The sequence below is a fragment of the Pseudoalteromonas sp. SCSIO 43101 genome (assembly GCF_023650775.1).
GTDB classification, from domain to species: domain Bacteria; phylum Pseudomonadota; class Gammaproteobacteria; order Enterobacterales; family Alteromonadaceae; genus Pseudoalteromonas; species Pseudoalteromonas apostichopi.
The window spans coordinates 1,243,017-1,261,886 of sequence record NZ_CP072673.1 but is presented as its reverse complement, the minus strand read 5'-3'; the positions used below and the strand labels follow the sequence as shown (position 1 = coordinate 1,261,886).

Below are 18,870 nucleotides of genomic sequence, written 5' to 3'. Positions count from 1 at the left end.
GTTAATTATGTCGTTATTTAGCCACCTTGAACTTGTGGAAGATAAGCGTTCTTTCATCAATCAACATCATGACCTTACTGATGTCTTATTTCTTATCATTTCGGCGGTTTTATCTGGTTGTGAAGGCTGGAAAGATATCGAAGTGTTTGGACACAGCAAGCTGTCTTGGCTCCGACAGTTCAGAGCATTTAAACATGGTATTCCAACGCGACATAGTATTGCTCGTATTCTTAAAACAGTGGAAACTGACTCTCTGATTTTGGCCCTGCTTAGTTGGGTTAACGAGCAACGAACTCAATCTGACAAGCCAATTATTGCATTTGATGGGAAAACTCTGCGTGGTGCCAGTAAAAAGCGTGAGGATAACTTACACTTGGTGTCCGCTTTTGATTGTGAATCTGGTTTAACTTTGTATCAGCGTACCGTAGAAAGTAAATCTAACGAGATCCCAGCAGTTAGGGCCTTATTAGATGTGCTCGATATTTCAGACTCTATCATCACACTAGATGCACTACATTGTCAGAAAGCGACACTCTCAGCACTGACTTCAAGAGATGCGGACTATTTGGTTCAGGTCAAAGCAAATCAGAAAACGCTTTATAAAGCAGTCGCTTCATGTTTTGAAAAAGCTTTTGAAGAAGAGGGAGATTTGCCTGAGGACGTACAAACCAGCAATGGGCATGGACGTCAGGAAACACGGATCACTTACGCTCTAAAAGCAGACAAACTGCCTAAAGAGATAAAAGAAAAATGGCCAGGGCTTACTTCGTTGGTCGCAGTCGAAAGGCACAATAAGTCCGACTCAATAATAAAAATAGACACGCACTTTTATGTTACTTCTGTCGAGCCAGATGCACAGATGTTGCAGAAAGCAATCCGCCATCATTGGCACATAGAAAATCAGCAGCACTGGGTGTTGGATGTCGTCTTTAAGGAAGACGCTTGCCAGATAAGCGAGCCGATTTCGGCGGAGAATATGGCGCTGTTCAGACGGGTTGTTCGCAACCTGGTAAAACAGCACAAAGGCCGTAAAGACTCGATACGCAGTAAGTGTGTTAGGGCTAGTTTTGACGATGAATTCAGGGCTGAGCTTATCTTTGGTTAATACTTGTTAACAAAGTATGCTCTCACCCTGATACGAAAGCTTACCGTATAATGTAATTAGTTATGACTTCAGTCAGCAGCAGTATAGCCTTGCAGCTTATTATACTAGAGGTAGTTTGTGTGCCAGTGTCAAGTTAGATGAAAGTGATAGCTTAATTTTCACTGTCAGTGATAACCAAAAACCCCCTTCATTGATCTGGTATGACAAACTTCAGTTTGAAGCGCCAAAAAAAATAAACTTTACTCAAACTGATGAAGTAAACACGTACAAAACCCCATTACTTAATGCGGGGTTAATTACAATCTGCAGTGAAAAAGAATTATTAACTCAATGGCGAACAGAGTCTGGGGCAGTTATTTTAACAAGTTATGCTGGCAGTTATTTGATAAACCCAAAAGTGTCAGTTGAATTTGATATCGTCCCTGAAAGCCATCTAAATTTAGAACTTAGAACATTAAATAGCAGCCAAATATACGTAACTTTATACGACAATAATAAAAAACAAATCGAACGATATGCCGTCACTATAAAAGGTGAAGCATCTAAATTTGACCGGTTAATTGCTAGCAATACCCAGAGACAAGCGGTAGGCATGCTCACATCGTATTACCTGCGTACACCGCAACAAGCACGCTATATTAAAGTTGAATCTAGCGACGATGTATACCTGCGTGTAAAGTCAAGACTCGCTAACTTTCATTATCAACGCCGCACTGCACATCAACCGCTTACGACTGAATCAACAGATGGCTTTTATGATATTGCAGCCTGGTATGAGCAAAAAGCAAGTAACCATTACGACTTGGCGCAGCGAGAACATTTCGTAAATATTCGTACTTTCACTCCACCTAGAGATATTGAGGAAACAACAACATACTACCAATCTAAGGAATTATTTAATGTTTTGCCATTATCAAATGTGGCACTTGGTTTAAATCCAAAACGATATTATGAAAAGCCAGAGCCATCACAAGAATTTAATTTTGGGATCTATAATAACAATCACTACTTCCCCTCTTCTGGCGAAAACGATAACCGGCTGATATTAAAAATAAATAACAATAGTGCTAATGAAGTCAAAACCGCTGATATCTCTTTGTCAGAAAAAATGAAATTAATTGATGAAGCAAATACTGTTTATCAAAATTGGTACGGTCATCGCCCTTGGGTAAAACAACGCCTTTACCAATTAGATAAAAATAAGCCAATTAAGCTGCTTTATTCGAAGAACAAACACCCAATAAGCATTGTCTTTAAAGCATTTCGTACTCAAAGTAATAAACCTATTATATTGAGTCTTGAACATACTGCTAATTACAAACTTGGCCTGACTAGTGAGTACAGTATTGCAAAGCAAAGTTATCAGCTACATAACTCTGAGCTATTAGAATCATTTTTAATTCACCCTAAAAAGAGCCAATTAGCTAGCTATCCTAGCGTTACATTCAAGGTCGCTAATGATATAGATTCTTTGCAGTCCGTGACTTTAACCTCTTCCGAAACGATTTGGCTATCAATACTTGAAGAGTATCTTGTAAAGGATCAAAAAGTAAGGTGGTGGAATAATGAACAATAAAATTATCGTTACTGTTCTTATATTATTTACCGCTGCATGTTGTGAGGCCGCTCAGCTAGAAAAACTCACTTCCAGCCTACGAGTTTGGTTGAATAACCAACAACGTGTACCAGAGCACTTTTCCATTAAGAATGGGGCTTTAGTAGCCAATAAGTCTCTTTTTTCGGGTGGTGAAATACATTTTAAAGCTAAAGGGAACACCTGTATTTCTTATGCTCCACATAGATATTTTGATAAACACACATTGCAAATTGCTAAAGCCTTATTTAGTGAGTGCCAAGTGTTATTGACTAATACGAAACACCGAAATAGCCGTGATGCCGATGGCAAAATAATCGATTTTAGCAAATATAAAAATAGCAGTAGTAACGCATTTATACTTGCGTACAGCAGTTCAGTTAAATCATTTTCGATTTATCAAATCCATGGATTTGCAAAGGAAAAGCGAACCACAGAGCAAGGACGAAAAGCAGATATTATTTTAAGCGAAGGCCATGTATTCGCCTCTAAACGAACTTTAGACATTGCTCAATGCCTCATTAATAAGCTAGGTATTAATGCATTGGTTTATGGGCGCGATGTGCATGAGTTTGGTGGAACACACAATGTTCTTAATTCGCTGGCTCCTGTTAATAGTCAGTTTTTCCATATCGAGTTAAGTCGCGAGCTGCGAGAGCAGTTAATAATTAACAACCAACTTTTAAAGCAGTTTAGCCTATGCCTTACTTCATAATAGCCTTTATAACATTAACGCTGCTAGCCTATAAACCAGCTCTTGCCGTACAACAAGAGCATGCTGTTCTGCAGCCTCCTATCTGGCTAAAAACCTCTCCAAAGCTTGACGTGCTCGCAACCACACAAGAGATGCAATTTGATTCGTATGAGCATCAATATTTATGGCTACCCGAAGGGCACTGGTTAGAGTTCAACCCTGAGTTATTCGACAAGTTCATTATGAGTGTGGGTAACACACAATATATACAGCAACGAGTTCAAATGGATCGTGACTTATTATGTTTAGAAAAACGGTGTCAACTTCCTGCTCTTGGGCATAACCGTGTTGTAGCGATTAAAAACCGCCAAAATGAGCGGGCTGAATTTTCTGCGCAAGTCGGTCACTATCAAACCACTGTTGATAGCTTTAAACGAGCCCTAAAACTTGCTAAGCCATCAGTATTACTTTCTTCAAGAAAAGGCAGCGAACGGTTTTATAAGTTCGATAAAGGTGATGAGGTCACTCTATATTTTCCTGATGCAAAAAAAATTAAGCTTTCGGTCAGAAAGAATATGGAGTCTTTAGATAGCCATGGTGCTGTCTATGCCTACACAGATGAAGTTCTTACTGCAAAAGTTAACATCATCAATAACCCGGCCCTTGAATACCAAAACCAAAATGTTGGCTTGGTGAATAGTGACTATTTAGCTATTGATGCGGGCCAATATTTAACCATTAAAAGCTATGCCGATTCGTATGTAAAAATATCGCAAAGCCACAGAGCCATATACGATGATTCGACAGCCATAAAAGTTGAAGAAAAACTACTACTCCCCTACTGGTTAAAAACTGCCAATGATGCAATGGAATCAGTTTACAATGAGTATTCGTTGAATGTTTTTAGTGACAGTGTATTTACAAAAAATAACTCCCTCGCAGTTAAGCGCTACTATGATTTGCTTAGCTTAATGTCCACACAAACTTTACTAGAAGGGAGCAGCGTAGTTCATGCTTCGAGCCAATCAAAAAAACGGCTAATTACTGAACTTGAAGAGCAAAGATTAGTTGATGATCAATTTTATCCACGCATTAATAAACAGGTCAGACATATTACGTCGCTTTCACAGATGGCTTTGAATTTTGACTTATTAAGCCAAAAACGAGTCACGCCGTGGCTTACCTTCGTTGCCCGTAGTAATAAAGACAGTCAATTTAAACTTAATGTTGGTGATAAAAGCTGGTTGGTTAATGTTAAAGCTACAAAAGAATACCAAACAATTCACGTCTCAGTGCCATTAAACAGCAAAACGATGACAATTCAGAAAACCACTGATGATGTGCCTGGTATTGATTTTGCTGTTTATGCCAGGACACTTACAGATTTTCCAAGTAATGAAGTACTTTATTTACAACCGGGAACCCTTTCTGAAAAAAGCCCTATTACAGCAGAGCTAATAACTGAGCACTTAAGGAAATTATATAGTGACTATTTAGCGCTAATTGAGCCTTATGCCCCAGCAAGAAGAAAAATTAAATTAGTTAATTGGCAGCAATCTTTGCTAACAGCTAAAGACTTAGCTAAGTCAGCACCTTTAGATGCGCTTGCCTTTTTAAAACCATTAACTCAAAACCCAAATCCACAGGTTGCTATTGAAGCATGGCAAATTAAAATAAATATTTTGCGTGAACAACAACAGTTTCATCTTGCAACAAGTTACTTAGAAGGACTATACAAGAGTACTCAACAAAGGGAATTACAGGAGTTTGCTTTAAAGTCTCTATTAAAAACCTACCAAGATGAGCACCAAGAAATAAAGTTGTTTGCTCTGTGCGCAGGAAACCAAAGCTTATTGGAAGAATGTAATAGTATTCTCACTAAGCTTGCAACTAAACAACAGAAAAATAGACTCGCAATATGGCTTTTAAACAAAAAGGATGAAACTCACACAATTAAGCAAGCTTATATGGCACTTGACTACCACAGTTTAAGTCCTGGATTAAAAGCTGAAGATAAGCAATATGAATTACTTTCTGGAGCCCAAGAAACATTAATAAACTCTCAAGGAAAATTGCAAAACACTGTGCTTTCACAGCATATGCCCTGGAAGTACACTGCGATAGAAGCGGTTAATTTAAGTATAAAAGCGCGCACAGAAGCCAAACAAAACGGCGAGTATCAAACTGCTTGGTTAAAGGCTGATAGTCAATACCAACATAAATTAATGCCAATATACAGCGATATTCCATCAACAACACTCATTGTTGAAAGCCAAAAAGCGGCTTCTGTTGCATCAACAATGATTGTGAGTCTGAAAGCAGGAGAGACACTCACTCTATCAGCTGATCAGAAAGCCTTTATAGAGTTTAAAAATATACCTGACGCATTATATGAAGCTTTTGATTACCGCTCTGATGCTGCAAACCAGCTTGCTACAGACGATATTATGTCATTAGTTTACGCCTATGATGCCACACAAAACGACCTTTTAATTAATGGCTTATATCTATTATCTAAAAAGCGTTTAAACAATAATGAATATACGCAACTATTACAGCGAATAGCTACAATTCCTGCGAGTGCCGCATCGACCTTTTTACAAAATAGAATAGAAAGTTTTGGCCACTGGCAACCCTTAGATAGCCTAATCGATTATGCAGGTACGCGTCTTTTTAATATTCAAAGTGCAGCACAAACTAGCTTTGCTGATAGGTTTAACCAATTCAAGACGCATCTAAAAAATAATGATGGTTTATTGATTCGCCCATTTCATACCCTTTATATAGATTTGGCCGAAACAGAGGCAGAACAAATTCGCTTTGTATTTAATTTTTCTACCGCAGAGCTTGCCCAAGCTAATGTGGCAAACTTATCCATACAACTGGCTAACAGTTTAAAAATATGGTCTGTTACGGAGCAGCAAAGCATTCCCTTTACATTTAATAAACGGGAGTTAGATAATAATGTCATTGCCCTACACTGGCTTAACCCCTATTTATCTCAACAACTAAAAGTTGAAGTACAGCAATATATTGCGGGTCGGTGGAGAAAGATAGAATTACCTACAACGCTACTATTTTATTCTGTTATTCCCACTACCCCTTTGCTTGCGACTTTAAATGCAGATCGTTTAATCAAGTTAGAAAAGATAAATAGCTATAGTCGAAGTGAACGCCAATTTTTCCATCCTGCAGGCAAAATTGAAGTCAAATCATCGGAACTTGAACATGTTCGCCTGTATACTTGGGAGCTTAGTGATCTCAATAATAAGATTTCAGAATTTACACAAGCACAAATTCCTTTGCCTGATTTAGTAACTTATCGAGTACCAGAAAAGCAAACAATTGTAAGTGATCAAAAGTCATTTCAAAGTGATGATCTTAATTGGCAAGGTTTTATACAATTTGACCAACAAGAAATATTTCAAACCGCTGAAAATATCCCAACCCAACAAAGCATTGATATTGGCGCTCGTTTACGTATTAACGACGACAATGATTGGTACCAATTAGAAGGTTACTACTCATTTAGTAAAGAACAAACGGATCTAATTGCACTCAATGGTTACTATTCATGGCAAGATGATACAACTCCTTGGTATGTTGATGCGCAAATTCAAAGCCGTTGGCAACCAAGTCATAATGGATTTGATCTTCAATATGCCCTTGATAGTAGTTTCAGTGTAGGACAAAAATGGCAATGTGATTCTTCGCATCGTCACCAATGGCAGCTAACTCCATTTATTCGTTACAGTAGTGCTGATTTAAATGATTACCTCAATGACGACCTACTTAATTCAAATGTATTTAATTTTTACCGTGAAAACCATGCCTCGGGATGGCAAGGGTTTTATCAATATCGTTATCACCCTTGGGTCGATAATTATTTAAATTTTGGTGTGTCATCAAGCTCAAACGATGATTGGACGAGCTTAGACTATCTGCACTTCAACACCAGTTGGAATCAATATTATCAAGATCACATTTTCCAACTTGGCATTGATAGCTATTACCGCTTTAAAGATGACAACCGTGCCACAGCTACGTGGCAATACATCACACAGTTTGCTTGGCAAACACAAATTAGTTTAGGTGATTTTTCACATGGTTGGCTAAAGGTGCGACTACAACAGGATTGGGTATGGGACAACCACAATATTAGCATCGAGTTTTCATCTGGTAACAACCAACATACCGGATTTACCCCTTTTGCCCATGATGAAATCATTTTCCCAGCACTTCAATTAAATCATTTGCTAGAGCACACTGACTATGAGTAACCACTTACTTACAAAACGCCTTGAAAACTTGCTTTTCGCAGACATTGCCAGTTTTTGGTTAGACTTATATCGCCAAAAATACCGCGAACTAGTTGATGAATTAAGTGAATGGGAATTAATAAAAAATCAGCCTGATGACTATGAGGAAGATGATTGGTTACTACTGCAAACTATTTCATTTTTAACTCATAAAATTGATACCCTACAAAGTCAATTAATCAAAATTGATGCCGATCACAGGCGCTTTATCGAGCGTTTAAATCATGCCGAATTAAAAGCTGAGCGTGAGTTTCATATTCTCGATTACGCGTATACTTTAGGTGCAAACCGAGAACAATTAAAAAAAGATCAAGATGCTTTTCAACGCTGGTTTGATGAGGGAGCTATCATCAACAGATACCAAGATAAACTCTCTGAACTTGAGCAATCTCTTAAGTTTCTAATAGGTAAACTGGGTGATTTAACTAATCGCTATTTACGGATCCACTCGGGGGAAATAACAAAATCATGGTTAACACTCAATTTAGAAAGCTTCTTTTTGGGGCTACTAGAAAAAAGTGAGAACGAAGCTATTCGTAACTCTATTTTTCGCGCCCTTGCCAACCAGGTAAACTTAATTAGCGAATATGTAAGTGAAACTCAATTCGATTCTGATCTTGTTGAGCTGTTATTACTATCTCTTGAAAAACAATCAACCCCACATGCTGCAAAAGTAGATATTTTAGAAATTCTGATCAATTTAAGACCCACTTTTACTCACTATTTTATGCGCTCTCAAATTGATTTAGATGTTTTACCAAATGAAAAAATCGAAGCTCAGCACCTGTTTTTATTGGCGTCATTTTCAAAAATTATATGTAAACAGCCTAAATTAAGTGAAGCTAATTATAAGCTTCTCATTTTACTTGCTAAGCATACTTACCCTCGAGTAAGGCAAAGTGTCATTGAACAATGCGCATTATTACCCAGGGCATTTGCTCTCAAACTATTAACAGTTCGGCTCCAAAAAGAAACCCATGAAGCGGTACGACTAACACTCATTAAGCAATTAACAGATCCTCGTTTAACCAAAGAGTTGCAAGTTTTTTCACATATGGCGAAAACAACTGAAAATTGCACAAAGCTTTGCCCAGAAGCGTTTATTACTCGAGTTAACGCCAAGGATATTGTTCAACTTACAAGTTGATTATGATCAGCAAAGCCAAGCAGATATATTGGTTTAAGTCTTTTATCAATGTCTTAAATACGCAGCTTGAAAATGAGAAAGATACTGCCGTAAAGCGAATTATTAGCCGTGTCAGAGAGCAGCTTGTCAGCTTTGTGTACCAGCAACAAGTCGCTGAGCTCGAGTTTAACTTAAACTCAAACTTTACCATTAATTTAAACTCTGAATGGGTTGAGCAAGATTTATTAGGCCGACTTTTGAGTAAGCAAGCGCCAGAATAATGAAGCCTTTAATGTAGCAATGAAAAATAAAGGCTGGCAAATACAACGAGGTTACAGGCGGGGCTTTCGTTTTTGGCGGGTATGGCATGAATTTAAAAATCCAAGTACAGGTAAACGCCAAAGCTTTAATCATGTACAAGCCAGAAAACCAAGTGCATTTATGCATGTGCCGAGCTGCACCGTCGCGGAGATTAGCCAAACGGAGGTACCTGGAGAGCCCCGGTTTGATGCTAAACAGTTTAGTGCTCGACCTCATTTACCTATGTTAGATTTTCTACTGAGTACATTGTCACAAGACAATCTGAAAACGCCAGCTAAATCGTTCACTCCTGATGGTATTTTAATCGTCACCCCTCCCTGTAACGTACTCCAACGCATGTTTGCGTATAGCTGGATTTCTTTCAACTTTGAAAAATTAGATGATTTACGAAATGGTTCTGACCACGAACAACAAGACTTTCTAGAGTTAATAAAAGCAAGAGGCTTCACACTTGATTTCCAACAATATGGATCAGTGCTTAATGCCGAATTCCCTGTTGAGCCGAGTATTGCCAACTTATATCAAAAACTATCCCTCACGCCCTTCTTGTTTAATATGTGGTCAAGCTTTAAAGAATATGCCTATTCGCTTTATCAAAATAGTATTGGTCAACTGATCTTTTTCGTTATGGCTTTCTCAGCCTACTTTTGGGCTCGCCACATAAAAATAAGTAGGCAAATAAAGTCAGATAGAGCCAAAATTCCCGTTTCAATCGGGGGTTGGGGAACACGAGGAAAGTCAGGAACTGAACGATTAAAAGCAGCATTATTTAGTAGTTTAACTCTTAAAGTGATTAGTAAAACAACAGGTTGTGAAGCAACTCTTATTTATGCAAGAGCAAGTGGAGAGCAATTCGAAATTCCATTATTCAGACCTTTTGATAAAGCGAGTATTTGGGAACAAAGCGATGTTTTGCATTTTGCAACAAAAGTAAAAGCCGATGTATTTCTTTGGGAATGTATGGGATTGACCCCGCGCTATGTAAAAATATTAAGGAATTGGATGGATGATAACTTTTCAACTATTACCAATGCTTACCCAGACCATGAGGATACATTAGGTCCAACAGGAATTGATGTTGCAAATGAAACAAGCCATTTTATCGGTGAGAATAGTTTAGTGTTCACCAGCGAACAAAATATGAACCCAATTCTTGAATTAAATGCAAAACAAAAAAACGCTAACTTAATTCAAGTTCACTGGGCCGATGGTTTGCAAATAACTGATGACATTCGCTCTTTATACCCCTACCAGGAACACCCATCCAATATAGCACTCGTGTGCAAAATGGCGGAACATATCGGCTTAAATAAAGATTATGTATTCAAAGAAACATCCGCACGAATAGTGCCTGATATTGGCGTATTAAAGCACTTTACTGAAGCGCCTATCGGAAAAATTAGTCAATCGTTCGTCAATAGCATGTCTGCAAACGAACGCTTAGCTACATTAGAAAAACTGGCAGCGCCTTAAGCTTGAAAGATTAAATAACGACCCAAAAAACCAGGTAATCGCGCTTATAAATAATCGTAACGACCGTGTCGCGCGCTCAAAAGTTTTTGCTGCGATGCTCAGTAATGACCTACGTTTTGACCGTGTTGTGGTAATAGGAAGTAATGTAGAGGGATTCTACAGTTACTTTCTCGATGCATTTATAGAAAGAGTAGAAAAGTTAATTGAAATTAATGATCTCGAAAGCCTAGATAAGCTTCTAGAGCAATTTAATTTTACTCACCAGAGCTGAAGTTAGAGCAAGGTTTAGAATTGCATATGGCAGTGTAGCAGCTGAGAATTTACTTACACTTAGCGAGGGGGTTGTTAATAAATCTTACATAAAAGAGATCACAGGAGAGATCCCTGATCAAGAACTAACCACAATTCTCTATACCCTAAGTATTTATTATCAGCGTATGCACCTGGGATTACCTAAAAAGTGATATCGCAAAGAATAATAAAGAAATAAAAGAACGCTTGATTTCCATCCTCCAATCTAAAGTCACATTACTTGACGATAGCAATATATCTGCAGATGAAATAACCAATTCGATTGCGGATTTAGCTTTGCCCAATACTCATCAGGTCGTTGTTGGTATGCAAAACATTAAAGGAGCAGGGTTAAATTACGTTTATGCCTGGCAGCAATGGCAAAAAATATCACAAACTATTACGAATATGCTGAGTAAGCACTGCACAGCTAAAGAGTTCAGAACGGCATTAACTAGTTTAAATATGATAGTGTCATTTAACTTACTTGAAACTGACTACTTAAAACAAAAGTTAGATATATTGAAGAAAAGTCAGCTTGCTCAAAATGAGTTCTGCCAAGCAGAAATAACGACTCTTCAAGAAAAAGTTAATGAGGAGTATTTAAAAGTAGACGAAGAAAATTCGCAATCTCGCCCTACTCGTTACTTTAACCAAGTGATCGAATCATTTTTAGATGCAGGTGCTGCTGTAAAACGTAAAAAACGTGCTATTCAAATATACAATGATATAGCAGAACAGCGCATAACATTAGAAAAAGCAATTAAATTACTTAGCGAGATGAACCGTAACCAAAAGTCAGGTTGGTTCACAAATAAACGAAAACTTTACGACAAAAAATAAGAGAACTTTATTATCAATAAAAATAAAAACAATAATGAAAAATAATAAAAACAAATTCAAAAAAGAAAACACAAATAAAACAAAAACAAAAATAAGAAATTTCCTACAAACAAAAATAACCAGCCTCATCAATATATTATGTGCAAATTAAAAATAAAACAAAATAAAACAGCGTACCTAAATTGAAAATAACTTTATAAAAGATAAAAATATAACTGATAAAACATTTTATCTAATACAAAGGATAGTTATATGAAAAGTTTATTTTATAAGTTAGCTGTATTACCACTTGCTATTACCTCTGCACTTGCCGTGGCTAACACACAATTTGATTGAAAATGGATCATTCGAAGCCGAGGTTGTCACTGATCATAATGGCCAATGGCAATTATTCAATGAAATCACTGGTTGGACACGCAGCGAAAACGCACCTTTTGAAATACAAACGAGTAGTCTAGGAATTCTCAAAGCGAAAGAAGGCCAAAAATATCTAGAACTTGGCTCTACGCAGCAATATAGCGTGTCTCAAGCCGTAGCTACAACAGCTGGTAAAATGTATGAAATTAGCTTCTATTACTCAGCACGTGTGTCTGGTGATGATACAGCGAGTACAGTTTGAAGTGCTGTGGAATGGTGAATCCTTAGGTGTTGTTAATGCTAAATTTAAAGGTTGGACTAAGTACAGCTTTACTGTAGAGGCAACTGGCACAAGTTCAGAGATTACATTAGCTGGCGTTGGTAGCAGAAGTAGTGTGGGTGGCTTCATCGATAATGTTTCTGTAAGTGAAGCTACAGAATACTGCTCAGTCCAAGCGGGTTTGTATGCAATTAATAAATATGGTTCTGATTCAGAAGGCTATATTTACCACTTAGACCCTGAAACATCAGCTGTAACAAAAGTTGCTGGTGTTACTAATACAGCTGCAAACATAGCAGGTATGGACGGTAAGCTATACTTTATGGAAAAGCTAGATAGTGAGACTAGAGACTCAAAAATTTACAGTCTAGATTTAGCATCAAATACGCAAAGCGAAGTCGCAGATACTAACTCTTATACTATTATTCGTTCTACAGTTTCTCCTGATGGTCTTAACTTACGTGCAACAAGCAAAACCTACATGTATGACTTCAACCTTGAAACTGGTGAAAAGACAGTTCTAGGAAAACTAAGCTACGAAGGTGAAGAGTTCATAGGTGGTGATATTGCATACTCAAGTGACAATAACGTACTTTATGCATTAACTGAACAAGCACTATACACAGTTGATCAAGATACTTTAGAACTTACATTAGTAGGTGAGCATGGAGTTAACTGGGCATCAGGCCTTGCAGTTGCCGATGATGGTACGATCTATGTTACTGGAAGAAAGAGTGGTCAAAGCGCGAAGCTTTATACGCTAGATCAAAACACTGCTGAAGCAACATATATAATGCGAGGTCCAGCTAATCTAAATGATCTAACATTTATTAGTGGGTCAACTTGCTCAACACAGTAAACTTTTAATATTATAAATGCCAGTTAAATACTGGCATTTATAACTATAAAAACTTCAACACGAAACACTCACCTAACGCCCTCAAAAAAAAATAAAAACAAAATATCAACAAAAAAACTTAAAGCAATAAAAAAATATCAGACAAAAAATTATAAAAAAATAGAAAAGTAAAATAAGAAATTTCCTACCCTAAAAAACAACATTAAGATTCAAACACTTAAACACAAAAAACAATTAAAATAAAAAATATAAAATATAAAATATAAATATTTGATATTTAAATTAATAACATTAAAATTTTAATATTAAAAAATAATGGAGAAATTCAGGCCTTGTTGATCAAATACAGCTCTCTAACAAACTCACTTAACTTACTGATATTTAGGCAGACCAAGGGTGTTGATCTTATTTAGCGCCTTCACTTTGATCATCGCTTCAACCAGCTGGCGATTGTAATCACGCGCATTTAGCTTAGCCCCCATCAACTGTTTAAAACGGTACATCGCTGTTTCTGCTAATGAGCGCACATGATATCCACTGAGCTTTTTCCATTGTGCGATTCCTAACTTATTGCACAACATGACAGCCTCATTGCGTGGATGCTTATCAGTCCACAGCCGTGCATTCTCTCTCGGCGGGATAGCAGGTATCGCGCCTTTTTCAGTAATTTCTGCATAGCAGCGGCGGCTATCATAAGCACCATCAGCGCTCACTCTATCTATACGCCGGCGTAATGGTCTTATCAAATCTTGGAGGGTCTCGCCGTCGGTGACGTTACTGAGCGTCATTTGCGCCCCCACAATATCATGCGTGTTGGCATCCACCGCAAGGTGCAGTTTTCGCCACTTTTTTCTTGCCTTTACGTGGTGCTTCTGTGCATGCCATTCACCTTCGCCAAACACCTTAAGTCCTGTGCTATCAACTACAATATCTACAAATCCAGTGGTGCGGACTTTACTGCGAAATTTAATATTCAACTCAGCACTGCGCTTACACAGACAACTGTAGGTTGGGGCTTCAAGCGGAAGCTTCATCAAAGATAATACCGATTGTGTGAACCCTTGTAGTGCCCTGAACGACAAGCCAAAGACAGCTTTGAGTGTTAAGCAAGTTTCAATAGCAAGATCAGAGAAATGATTAGAGCGGCCACGCCCACCGTGAGTACATTCGTTATACCAATGACGCGTTGCTTTTTCGTCAAACCAGAAGCGAATATTACCGCGGTTAACGAGGGCTTGATTATAGTGAGACCAGTTTGTGATTTTGCTCATTGTTGTTGCACGGGCTAGTAGGATATAGATGATCTGATCACAGGCTGGCAAGATAGTTCAAACTTTTAGGAAACAACGCCAGAAATTCATGAAAAACTTTGTTACTAAACTAGCTGTTTTACCTCTAACTATTGTATCGGGTATTGCAATGGCTGGCACAAATTTAGTAGAAAACGGATCATTCGAAAACACAGATACAGTGACCGATCACAATGGTCAATGGCAGTTATTTAACGAGATTCCTGGCTGGACAAGAAGTACTCATGCTAAATTCGAAATTCAAACAAATAAACTAGGGATCGTGACTGCACAAGAAGGTAACCAATATCTAGAGCTTGACTCAACAGCCAATTACAGTATTTCTCAAAATATTACTACACAACCAGGCAAACAGTACGAGTTAACCTTTTACTATTCTGCCCGTAAGGAAGGTAATGAAACAACAAATAAAGCTGAAGTTTTTTGGAATGGTAGCTCTTTAGCTGTTGTTAATAGCTCAAGTAAAGGCTGGACAAAATATAGCTTCATCGTTGAAGCTGATAGCACAAGCTCGGTATTAAGCTTTGCAGGTACTGGTACATCTGATTCAGTAGGTGCATTCATCGATAACGTAGTAGTCACTGAAGTTGCTGAACCATGTGCTGTTGCAACAGGTTTATATGGTATTAATAACTTTGGCTCTGAGACTGAAGGCTATGTATACCACTTTAACCCAGAATCAAGCGCTGTAACTGTTGTTGCAGGCCTTAACAATACAGCATCAAATATTGCCAACAAAGACGGTATGCTGTATTTCATGGAGCAACTTGATAAGAATAGCAAAGCATCAAAAATCTATAGCCTAAATTTAGCCACTAACACACAAGCTGAAGTTGTAGATGCGACATCATTCCCTATTTACCGCTCAACGGTAACTGCAGATGGCCTGTTTTTACGTGCGACAAGCAAAACGTATTTGTATGACTTTGATCTAACTACAGGTGAGAAAACAGTATTAGGTAAGCTTTCGTATGAAGGTGACACATTTGCAGACGGCGACATCGCATACTCAAGTGACTACAACGTACTTTACGTGTTAACAGGAAAGGCGCTATATACTCTAGATGAAGGTAGCCTAGAGTTAACACTAATCGGTGAGCACGGTATAAACTGGGCATCAGGCCTTGCAATTGCTGATAACGGGACAATTTATATCTCAGGTAGAGAAAGCGGCGAAAATGCAAAAATCTACACCTTAGATCAAAACACCGCTGAAGCGACATTCGTAATGGATGGCCCAGCACACGTAAACGACTTAACGTTTGTTAGTGAAGCAGTTTGCGCAGCAGAGTAAACTGTGTTTAAAGCCATAAAATGCCAGCTTAGCTGGCATTTTTTTACTGACCTTTGGCATCACTTATTTGTGAGTTTCTTTTGTTCTAACATTTCTTTCCAGTGCATTACTTCTGCAGGCAGAATAGGTGCTACACCATTAAAACCAGCAACCTCAAGCATCTCTTCGACACTTACAACGCCTTTTTTGCGTTTAAAAACACCGCGCACATAAGCAATCGCGTGCAGGCCACGATCAGAGTGAAACTTTTGCTCAATATAAAAGTATTTATGATCCCAGCCAACCAAACGTGTACTAACAGTGTACCTTTGCATTGGTTTAATATCGCGAATATAGGTAATTGCAGTTGCGTTAACGATTGGAAACCAACGGCTTTTCATAATGTGCTTTAATAAACCTACTCGCTCAGTCATCCAGGTACGGGCAAGATCCATCATCGCTAAATAACGAGAATTAGTCAGATGGAAATTAATATCGCAATCCGTTGGTAACGCTTTGAATTCAATATCAATTGTGTCTAACAGTTGTTGATAATCACGATTACGTTTAATTTTAAAAAACAGTAGTATTAGTCGAAAATAGAGGTTCACGGCAAAGGTCTAACCAGTTGATGATGCACAAAGTGTATCACAGCATATTGCTAAGGCGAATATTCTGCTCTAATCTGTGCATATATTAGTATAAAAAAAGAATAACCTAATGAAATTTTTTAGTTTGGTAACTTTATTTAGTGCGAGTTTATTCACCACTTCAGCATTTGCTGACTTTAACTTTCCTGGTGAAGGTACTTTAAAATACCCAACGGGTGTAGAAAAGGCCTTTAATTTTGGCTTTGCGTGGCAACAAGATGCTGAAAAATTCTCGATTGGTGATAAAAGCTATGACATGTCTCTGCCAGAGTCATATTCAGTGGCAATTACACTTAGCAAAGACGAGGAACAAGTATGGGTGCAGGAGTTTAATAATGGCTTTATTGAGGGATTCACTTGGCAAATTGCCGATCACACCCTAAAACTCGAAAAGCGCAAATTTAGCGATACTGTAAAAGGCGATTATGTTATTAGCCTGGATAACCGAGATTACTTTTTTTCTCGCAATAACATCAGTATTGTTATTAAATTCGACAATGATGGTATTAAGAATATCGCCATTGATGGTGTCACCAAAGATATGGGTACCAAACAGTAATACCATTCGCTTAATTAATTGGTCTATTTTTAGGCAATAAAACCTCGTTGATTTCAAAAAAATTTGTTATTTAGTAGTTCTAAATCAGAAATTTTTAACGCAGGTAGCGACAGCTATAATACCTCAAAATGGTCAAGTATTATTGCGGATTGGTATGATATTGAACAACAAAGAAAAAAGCTTGAGTTTTCACCCAAGCCTTTTTTATTTAATAAATTAAGTTAGTATCATTAAACCTTTACAGTCTTACGATTAATCCCATAATCTCGAAGCTTATTTGCTACTGCTGTATGACTTAAACCTAACCGCTTTGCAAGCTGACGAGAGCTTGGATAAGCAGGGTAAAGCTTGCGAAGTAAAGTCGCTTCAAAGCGTTTTACCGCTTGGTCTAAGGTTCCTTCAAAGTCAGACTCTAGATAACCTAAATCATGGGTAAACGTTGGTAACTGCAGATGCTCAATGCGCAATTCATTATCATCTAATAATGATACTGCTCGATAAATCGCATTTTCTAATTGGCGTACATTACCTGGCCATGGGTAATCTTGTAAAAAGCGTAAACAATCTTCAGACATTACAGGCACAGAATGACCATTTTGCTGGGCATACTTTTGAATAAAGTGCTCAGCCAAAGGGCCAATATCTGCTTTTCTATCACGTAATGGCGCAATTTCAAGGGTTAACACGTTAATTCGATAGTAAAGATCTTCTCGAAATGTTCCTTCTTGGACCATTGCAGGTAAGTCTTTTTGTGTTGCTGCAATAATCCTCACATTAACTTTAACTTCGTTTTCATCACCGACCTTACGGAAGGTACCGTCTTGTAAAAAACGTAGTAACTTAGTTTGCAGCTGAGTCGACATTTCACCGACTTCATCTAAAAACACTGTACCACCATCAGCTTGCTCTAGCACACCACGTTTAGGTGCTGCATTCTCTTCATAGCCTGCATAACCAAATAATTCTGACTCAGCGACATCATCTGGCAAAGAAGCACATGATAAAGCGATAAATGGTTTTACTGAACGGTTTGATGCGTAGTGGCAAGCACGGGCGAGTAACTCTTTACCTGTGCCTGTTTCACCAGTAATGAGGATCGGCGCTTCAAGCTGTGCCATTTTTCGTGCTTCACGAACCACACGACGCATTGCAGTACTAAAATTATGTATAGTTGCAAAGCTTTCTTGCCCATAACGGCGAAACGCACTTACTTGCTGACCTAGTCTACTTTGTGATTTGATATTGATAACTGCACCGGCTAACACATCCCCTTCTGCACCTTGTGGTACTGAAATTGGCAGAATATCAGCAATAAAGTCTTCGCCAGCTACTTCGACACGCGTTGTTTGGCCAAGTACTTCTTTACCTTCTAACCAGCGAGTAAAGTTAAAGCCTTTAAGCAAGTTATTTATATTAGCGCCAATAACTTCACTTTCGGATAGTTGTAAGTCGCGACAAGCAGCATCATTACATAAACGCACCCACCCTTTAGCATCAATAGATATAACACCATCAGGTAATGCACGCAGTAATGTATTTAACTCATTATGCTCTCGCTCAGAAGGTAAGAATGCAGTCGTACGAACGTCTTTCACACCATCTATCAAGCGGATAGATGGCATAATTTTTTGGAATTGTTCAAATTCAATAGGCGGAAAGCTGACATACATTCGACAATTAATCGAATCTACTTCGATGCCTTTTAAATCAACTTGGTAACTCACCAAGATATTGAGAATCTCTTGTGCGATACCAATTCGGTCAGCACAGTGGATATCTAAACGCATTACATCCTCAAAAAACGGGAACCTATAGT

General features: G+C 38.1%; 16 protein-coding genes. 13 read left to right on the top strand and 3 right to left on the bottom strand.

From position 1 onward, the window contains the following. Positions 1 to 7 precede the first annotated feature (7 nt). The 11 genes from J8Z25_RS05910 to J8Z25_RS05865 all read left to right on the top strand — a co-directional run bounded on the left by J8Z25_RS05910 (position 8) and on the right by J8Z25_RS05865 (position 13,262). Positions 8 to 1,105 (top strand): ISAs1 family transposase, encoded by a 1,098-nt coding sequence (locus tag J8Z25_RS05910; RefSeq protein WP_175081192.1) that lies wholly within the window; start codon positions 8 to 10, stop codon positions 1,103 to 1,105. A 382-nt stretch (positions 1,106 to 1,487) separates the two neighbouring features. Beyond that, positions 1,488 to 2,681, top strand: a complete 1,194-nt coding sequence (locus J8Z25_RS05905; RefSeq protein ID WP_250661831.1) for a hypothetical protein — start codon at positions 1,488 to 1,490, stop codon at positions 2,679 to 2,681. Next, positions 2,671 to 3,414, top strand: coding sequence for a hypothetical protein (locus J8Z25_RS05900; RefSeq protein WP_250661830.1), 744 nt, complete (start codon positions 2,671 to 2,673; stop codon positions 3,412 to 3,414). The genes J8Z25_RS05905 and J8Z25_RS05900 overlap by 11 nt, the downstream gene beginning before the upstream one ends. Next, positions 3,399 to 7,673 carry a hypothetical protein gene (locus J8Z25_RS05895; RefSeq protein ID WP_250661829.1) on the top strand — a complete coding sequence of 1,425 codons (4,275 nt, stop codon included), beginning with the start codon at positions 3,399 to 3,401 and terminating at the stop codon, positions 7,671 to 7,673. The genes J8Z25_RS05900 and J8Z25_RS05895 overlap by 16 nt, the downstream gene beginning before the upstream one ends. After that, positions 7,666 to 8,859 (top strand): hypothetical protein, encoded by a 1,194-nt coding sequence (locus J8Z25_RS05890; RefSeq protein ID WP_250661828.1) that lies wholly within the window; start codon positions 7,666 to 7,668, stop codon positions 8,857 to 8,859. Before J8Z25_RS05895 ends, J8Z25_RS05890 begins: the two co-directional genes overlap by 8 nt. Before the next feature lie 2 nt (positions 8,860 to 8,861). Next, positions 8,862 to 9,119 carry a hypothetical protein gene (locus J8Z25_RS05885; RefSeq protein WP_250661827.1) on the top strand — a complete coding sequence of 86 codons (258 nt, stop codon included), beginning with the start codon at positions 8,862 to 8,864 and terminating at the stop codon, positions 9,117 to 9,119. Between the two features lie 19 nt (positions 9,120 to 9,138). Next, positions 9,139 to 10,632, top strand: a complete 1,494-nt coding sequence (locus J8Z25_RS05880; protein ID WP_250661826.1) for a hypothetical protein — start codon at positions 9,139 to 9,141, stop codon at positions 10,630 to 10,632. A gap of 37 nt (positions 10,633 to 10,669) precedes the next feature. Further along, positions 10,670 to 10,903 carry a hypothetical protein gene (locus J8Z25_RS20880; protein ID WP_502934598.1) on the top strand — a complete coding sequence of 78 codons (234 nt, stop codon included), beginning with the start codon at positions 10,670 to 10,672 and terminating at the stop codon, positions 10,901 to 10,903. Between the two features lie 227 nt (positions 10,904 to 11,130). Next, a complete protein-coding gene (locus J8Z25_RS05875; protein WP_250661825.1) occupies positions 11,131 to 11,766 on the top strand; it encodes a hypothetical protein in 636 nt (211 codons plus the stop codon). A gap of 328 nt (positions 11,767 to 12,094) precedes the next feature. Further along, positions 12,095 to 12,385: a hypothetical protein gene (locus tag J8Z25_RS05870; protein WP_250661824.1), complete on the top strand. Its 291-nt coding sequence runs from the start codon at positions 12,095 to 12,097 to the stop codon at positions 12,383 to 12,385. Further along, positions 12,324 to 13,262, top strand: a complete 939-nt coding sequence (locus J8Z25_RS05865; protein ID WP_250661823.1) for a carbohydrate binding domain-containing protein — start codon at positions 12,324 to 12,326, stop codon at positions 13,260 to 13,262. The genes J8Z25_RS05870 and J8Z25_RS05865 overlap by 62 nt, the downstream gene beginning before the upstream one ends. Before the next feature lie 371 nt (positions 13,263 to 13,633). On the opposite strand, the gene J8Z25_RS05860 is transcribed toward J8Z25_RS05865, so the two are convergent. Continuing rightward, the gene (locus tag J8Z25_RS05860) at positions 13,634 to 14,533 is read right to left on the bottom strand and encodes an IS5 family transposase (protein WP_250661049.1); all 900 of its coding nucleotides are present in this window, start codon (positions 14,531 to 14,533) and stop codon (positions 13,634 to 13,636) included. 88 nt (positions 14,534 to 14,621) lie between these two features. Between J8Z25_RS05860 and J8Z25_RS05855 the strand changes: the two genes are divergently transcribed. Continuing rightward, positions 14,622 to 15,866 (top strand): DUF642 domain-containing protein, encoded by a 1,245-nt coding sequence (locus J8Z25_RS05855; RefSeq protein ID WP_130051936.1) that lies wholly within the window; start codon positions 14,622 to 14,624, stop codon positions 15,864 to 15,866. 59 nt (positions 15,867 to 15,925) lie between these two features. Here the strand turns inward: J8Z25_RS05855 and J8Z25_RS05850 are convergent, their stop codons facing one another. Beyond that, positions 15,926 to 16,456, bottom strand: a complete 531-nt coding sequence (locus tag J8Z25_RS05850) for a thioesterase family protein (protein WP_250661822.1) — start codon at positions 16,454 to 16,456, stop codon at positions 15,926 to 15,928. Positions 16,457 to 16,565: 109 nt separating this feature from the next. On the opposite strand from J8Z25_RS05850, the gene J8Z25_RS05845 reads away from it, so the two are divergent. Beyond that, on the top strand, positions 16,566 to 17,054 hold the full coding sequence (locus tag J8Z25_RS05845; RefSeq protein ID WP_167658468.1) for a hypothetical protein: 489 nt from the start codon (positions 16,566 to 16,568) through the stop codon (positions 17,052 to 17,054). 230 nt (positions 17,055 to 17,284) lie between these two features. Here J8Z25_RS05845 and tyrR read toward each other — a convergent pair whose 3' ends face one another. Then, complete coding sequence (gene tyrR, locus J8Z25_RS05840) at positions 17,285 to 18,841, bottom strand: transcriptional regulator TyrR (RefSeq protein ID WP_178926761.1); 1,557 nt, start codon at positions 18,839 to 18,841, stop codon at positions 17,285 to 17,287. Positions 18,842 to 18,870: the final 29 nt, after the last annotated feature.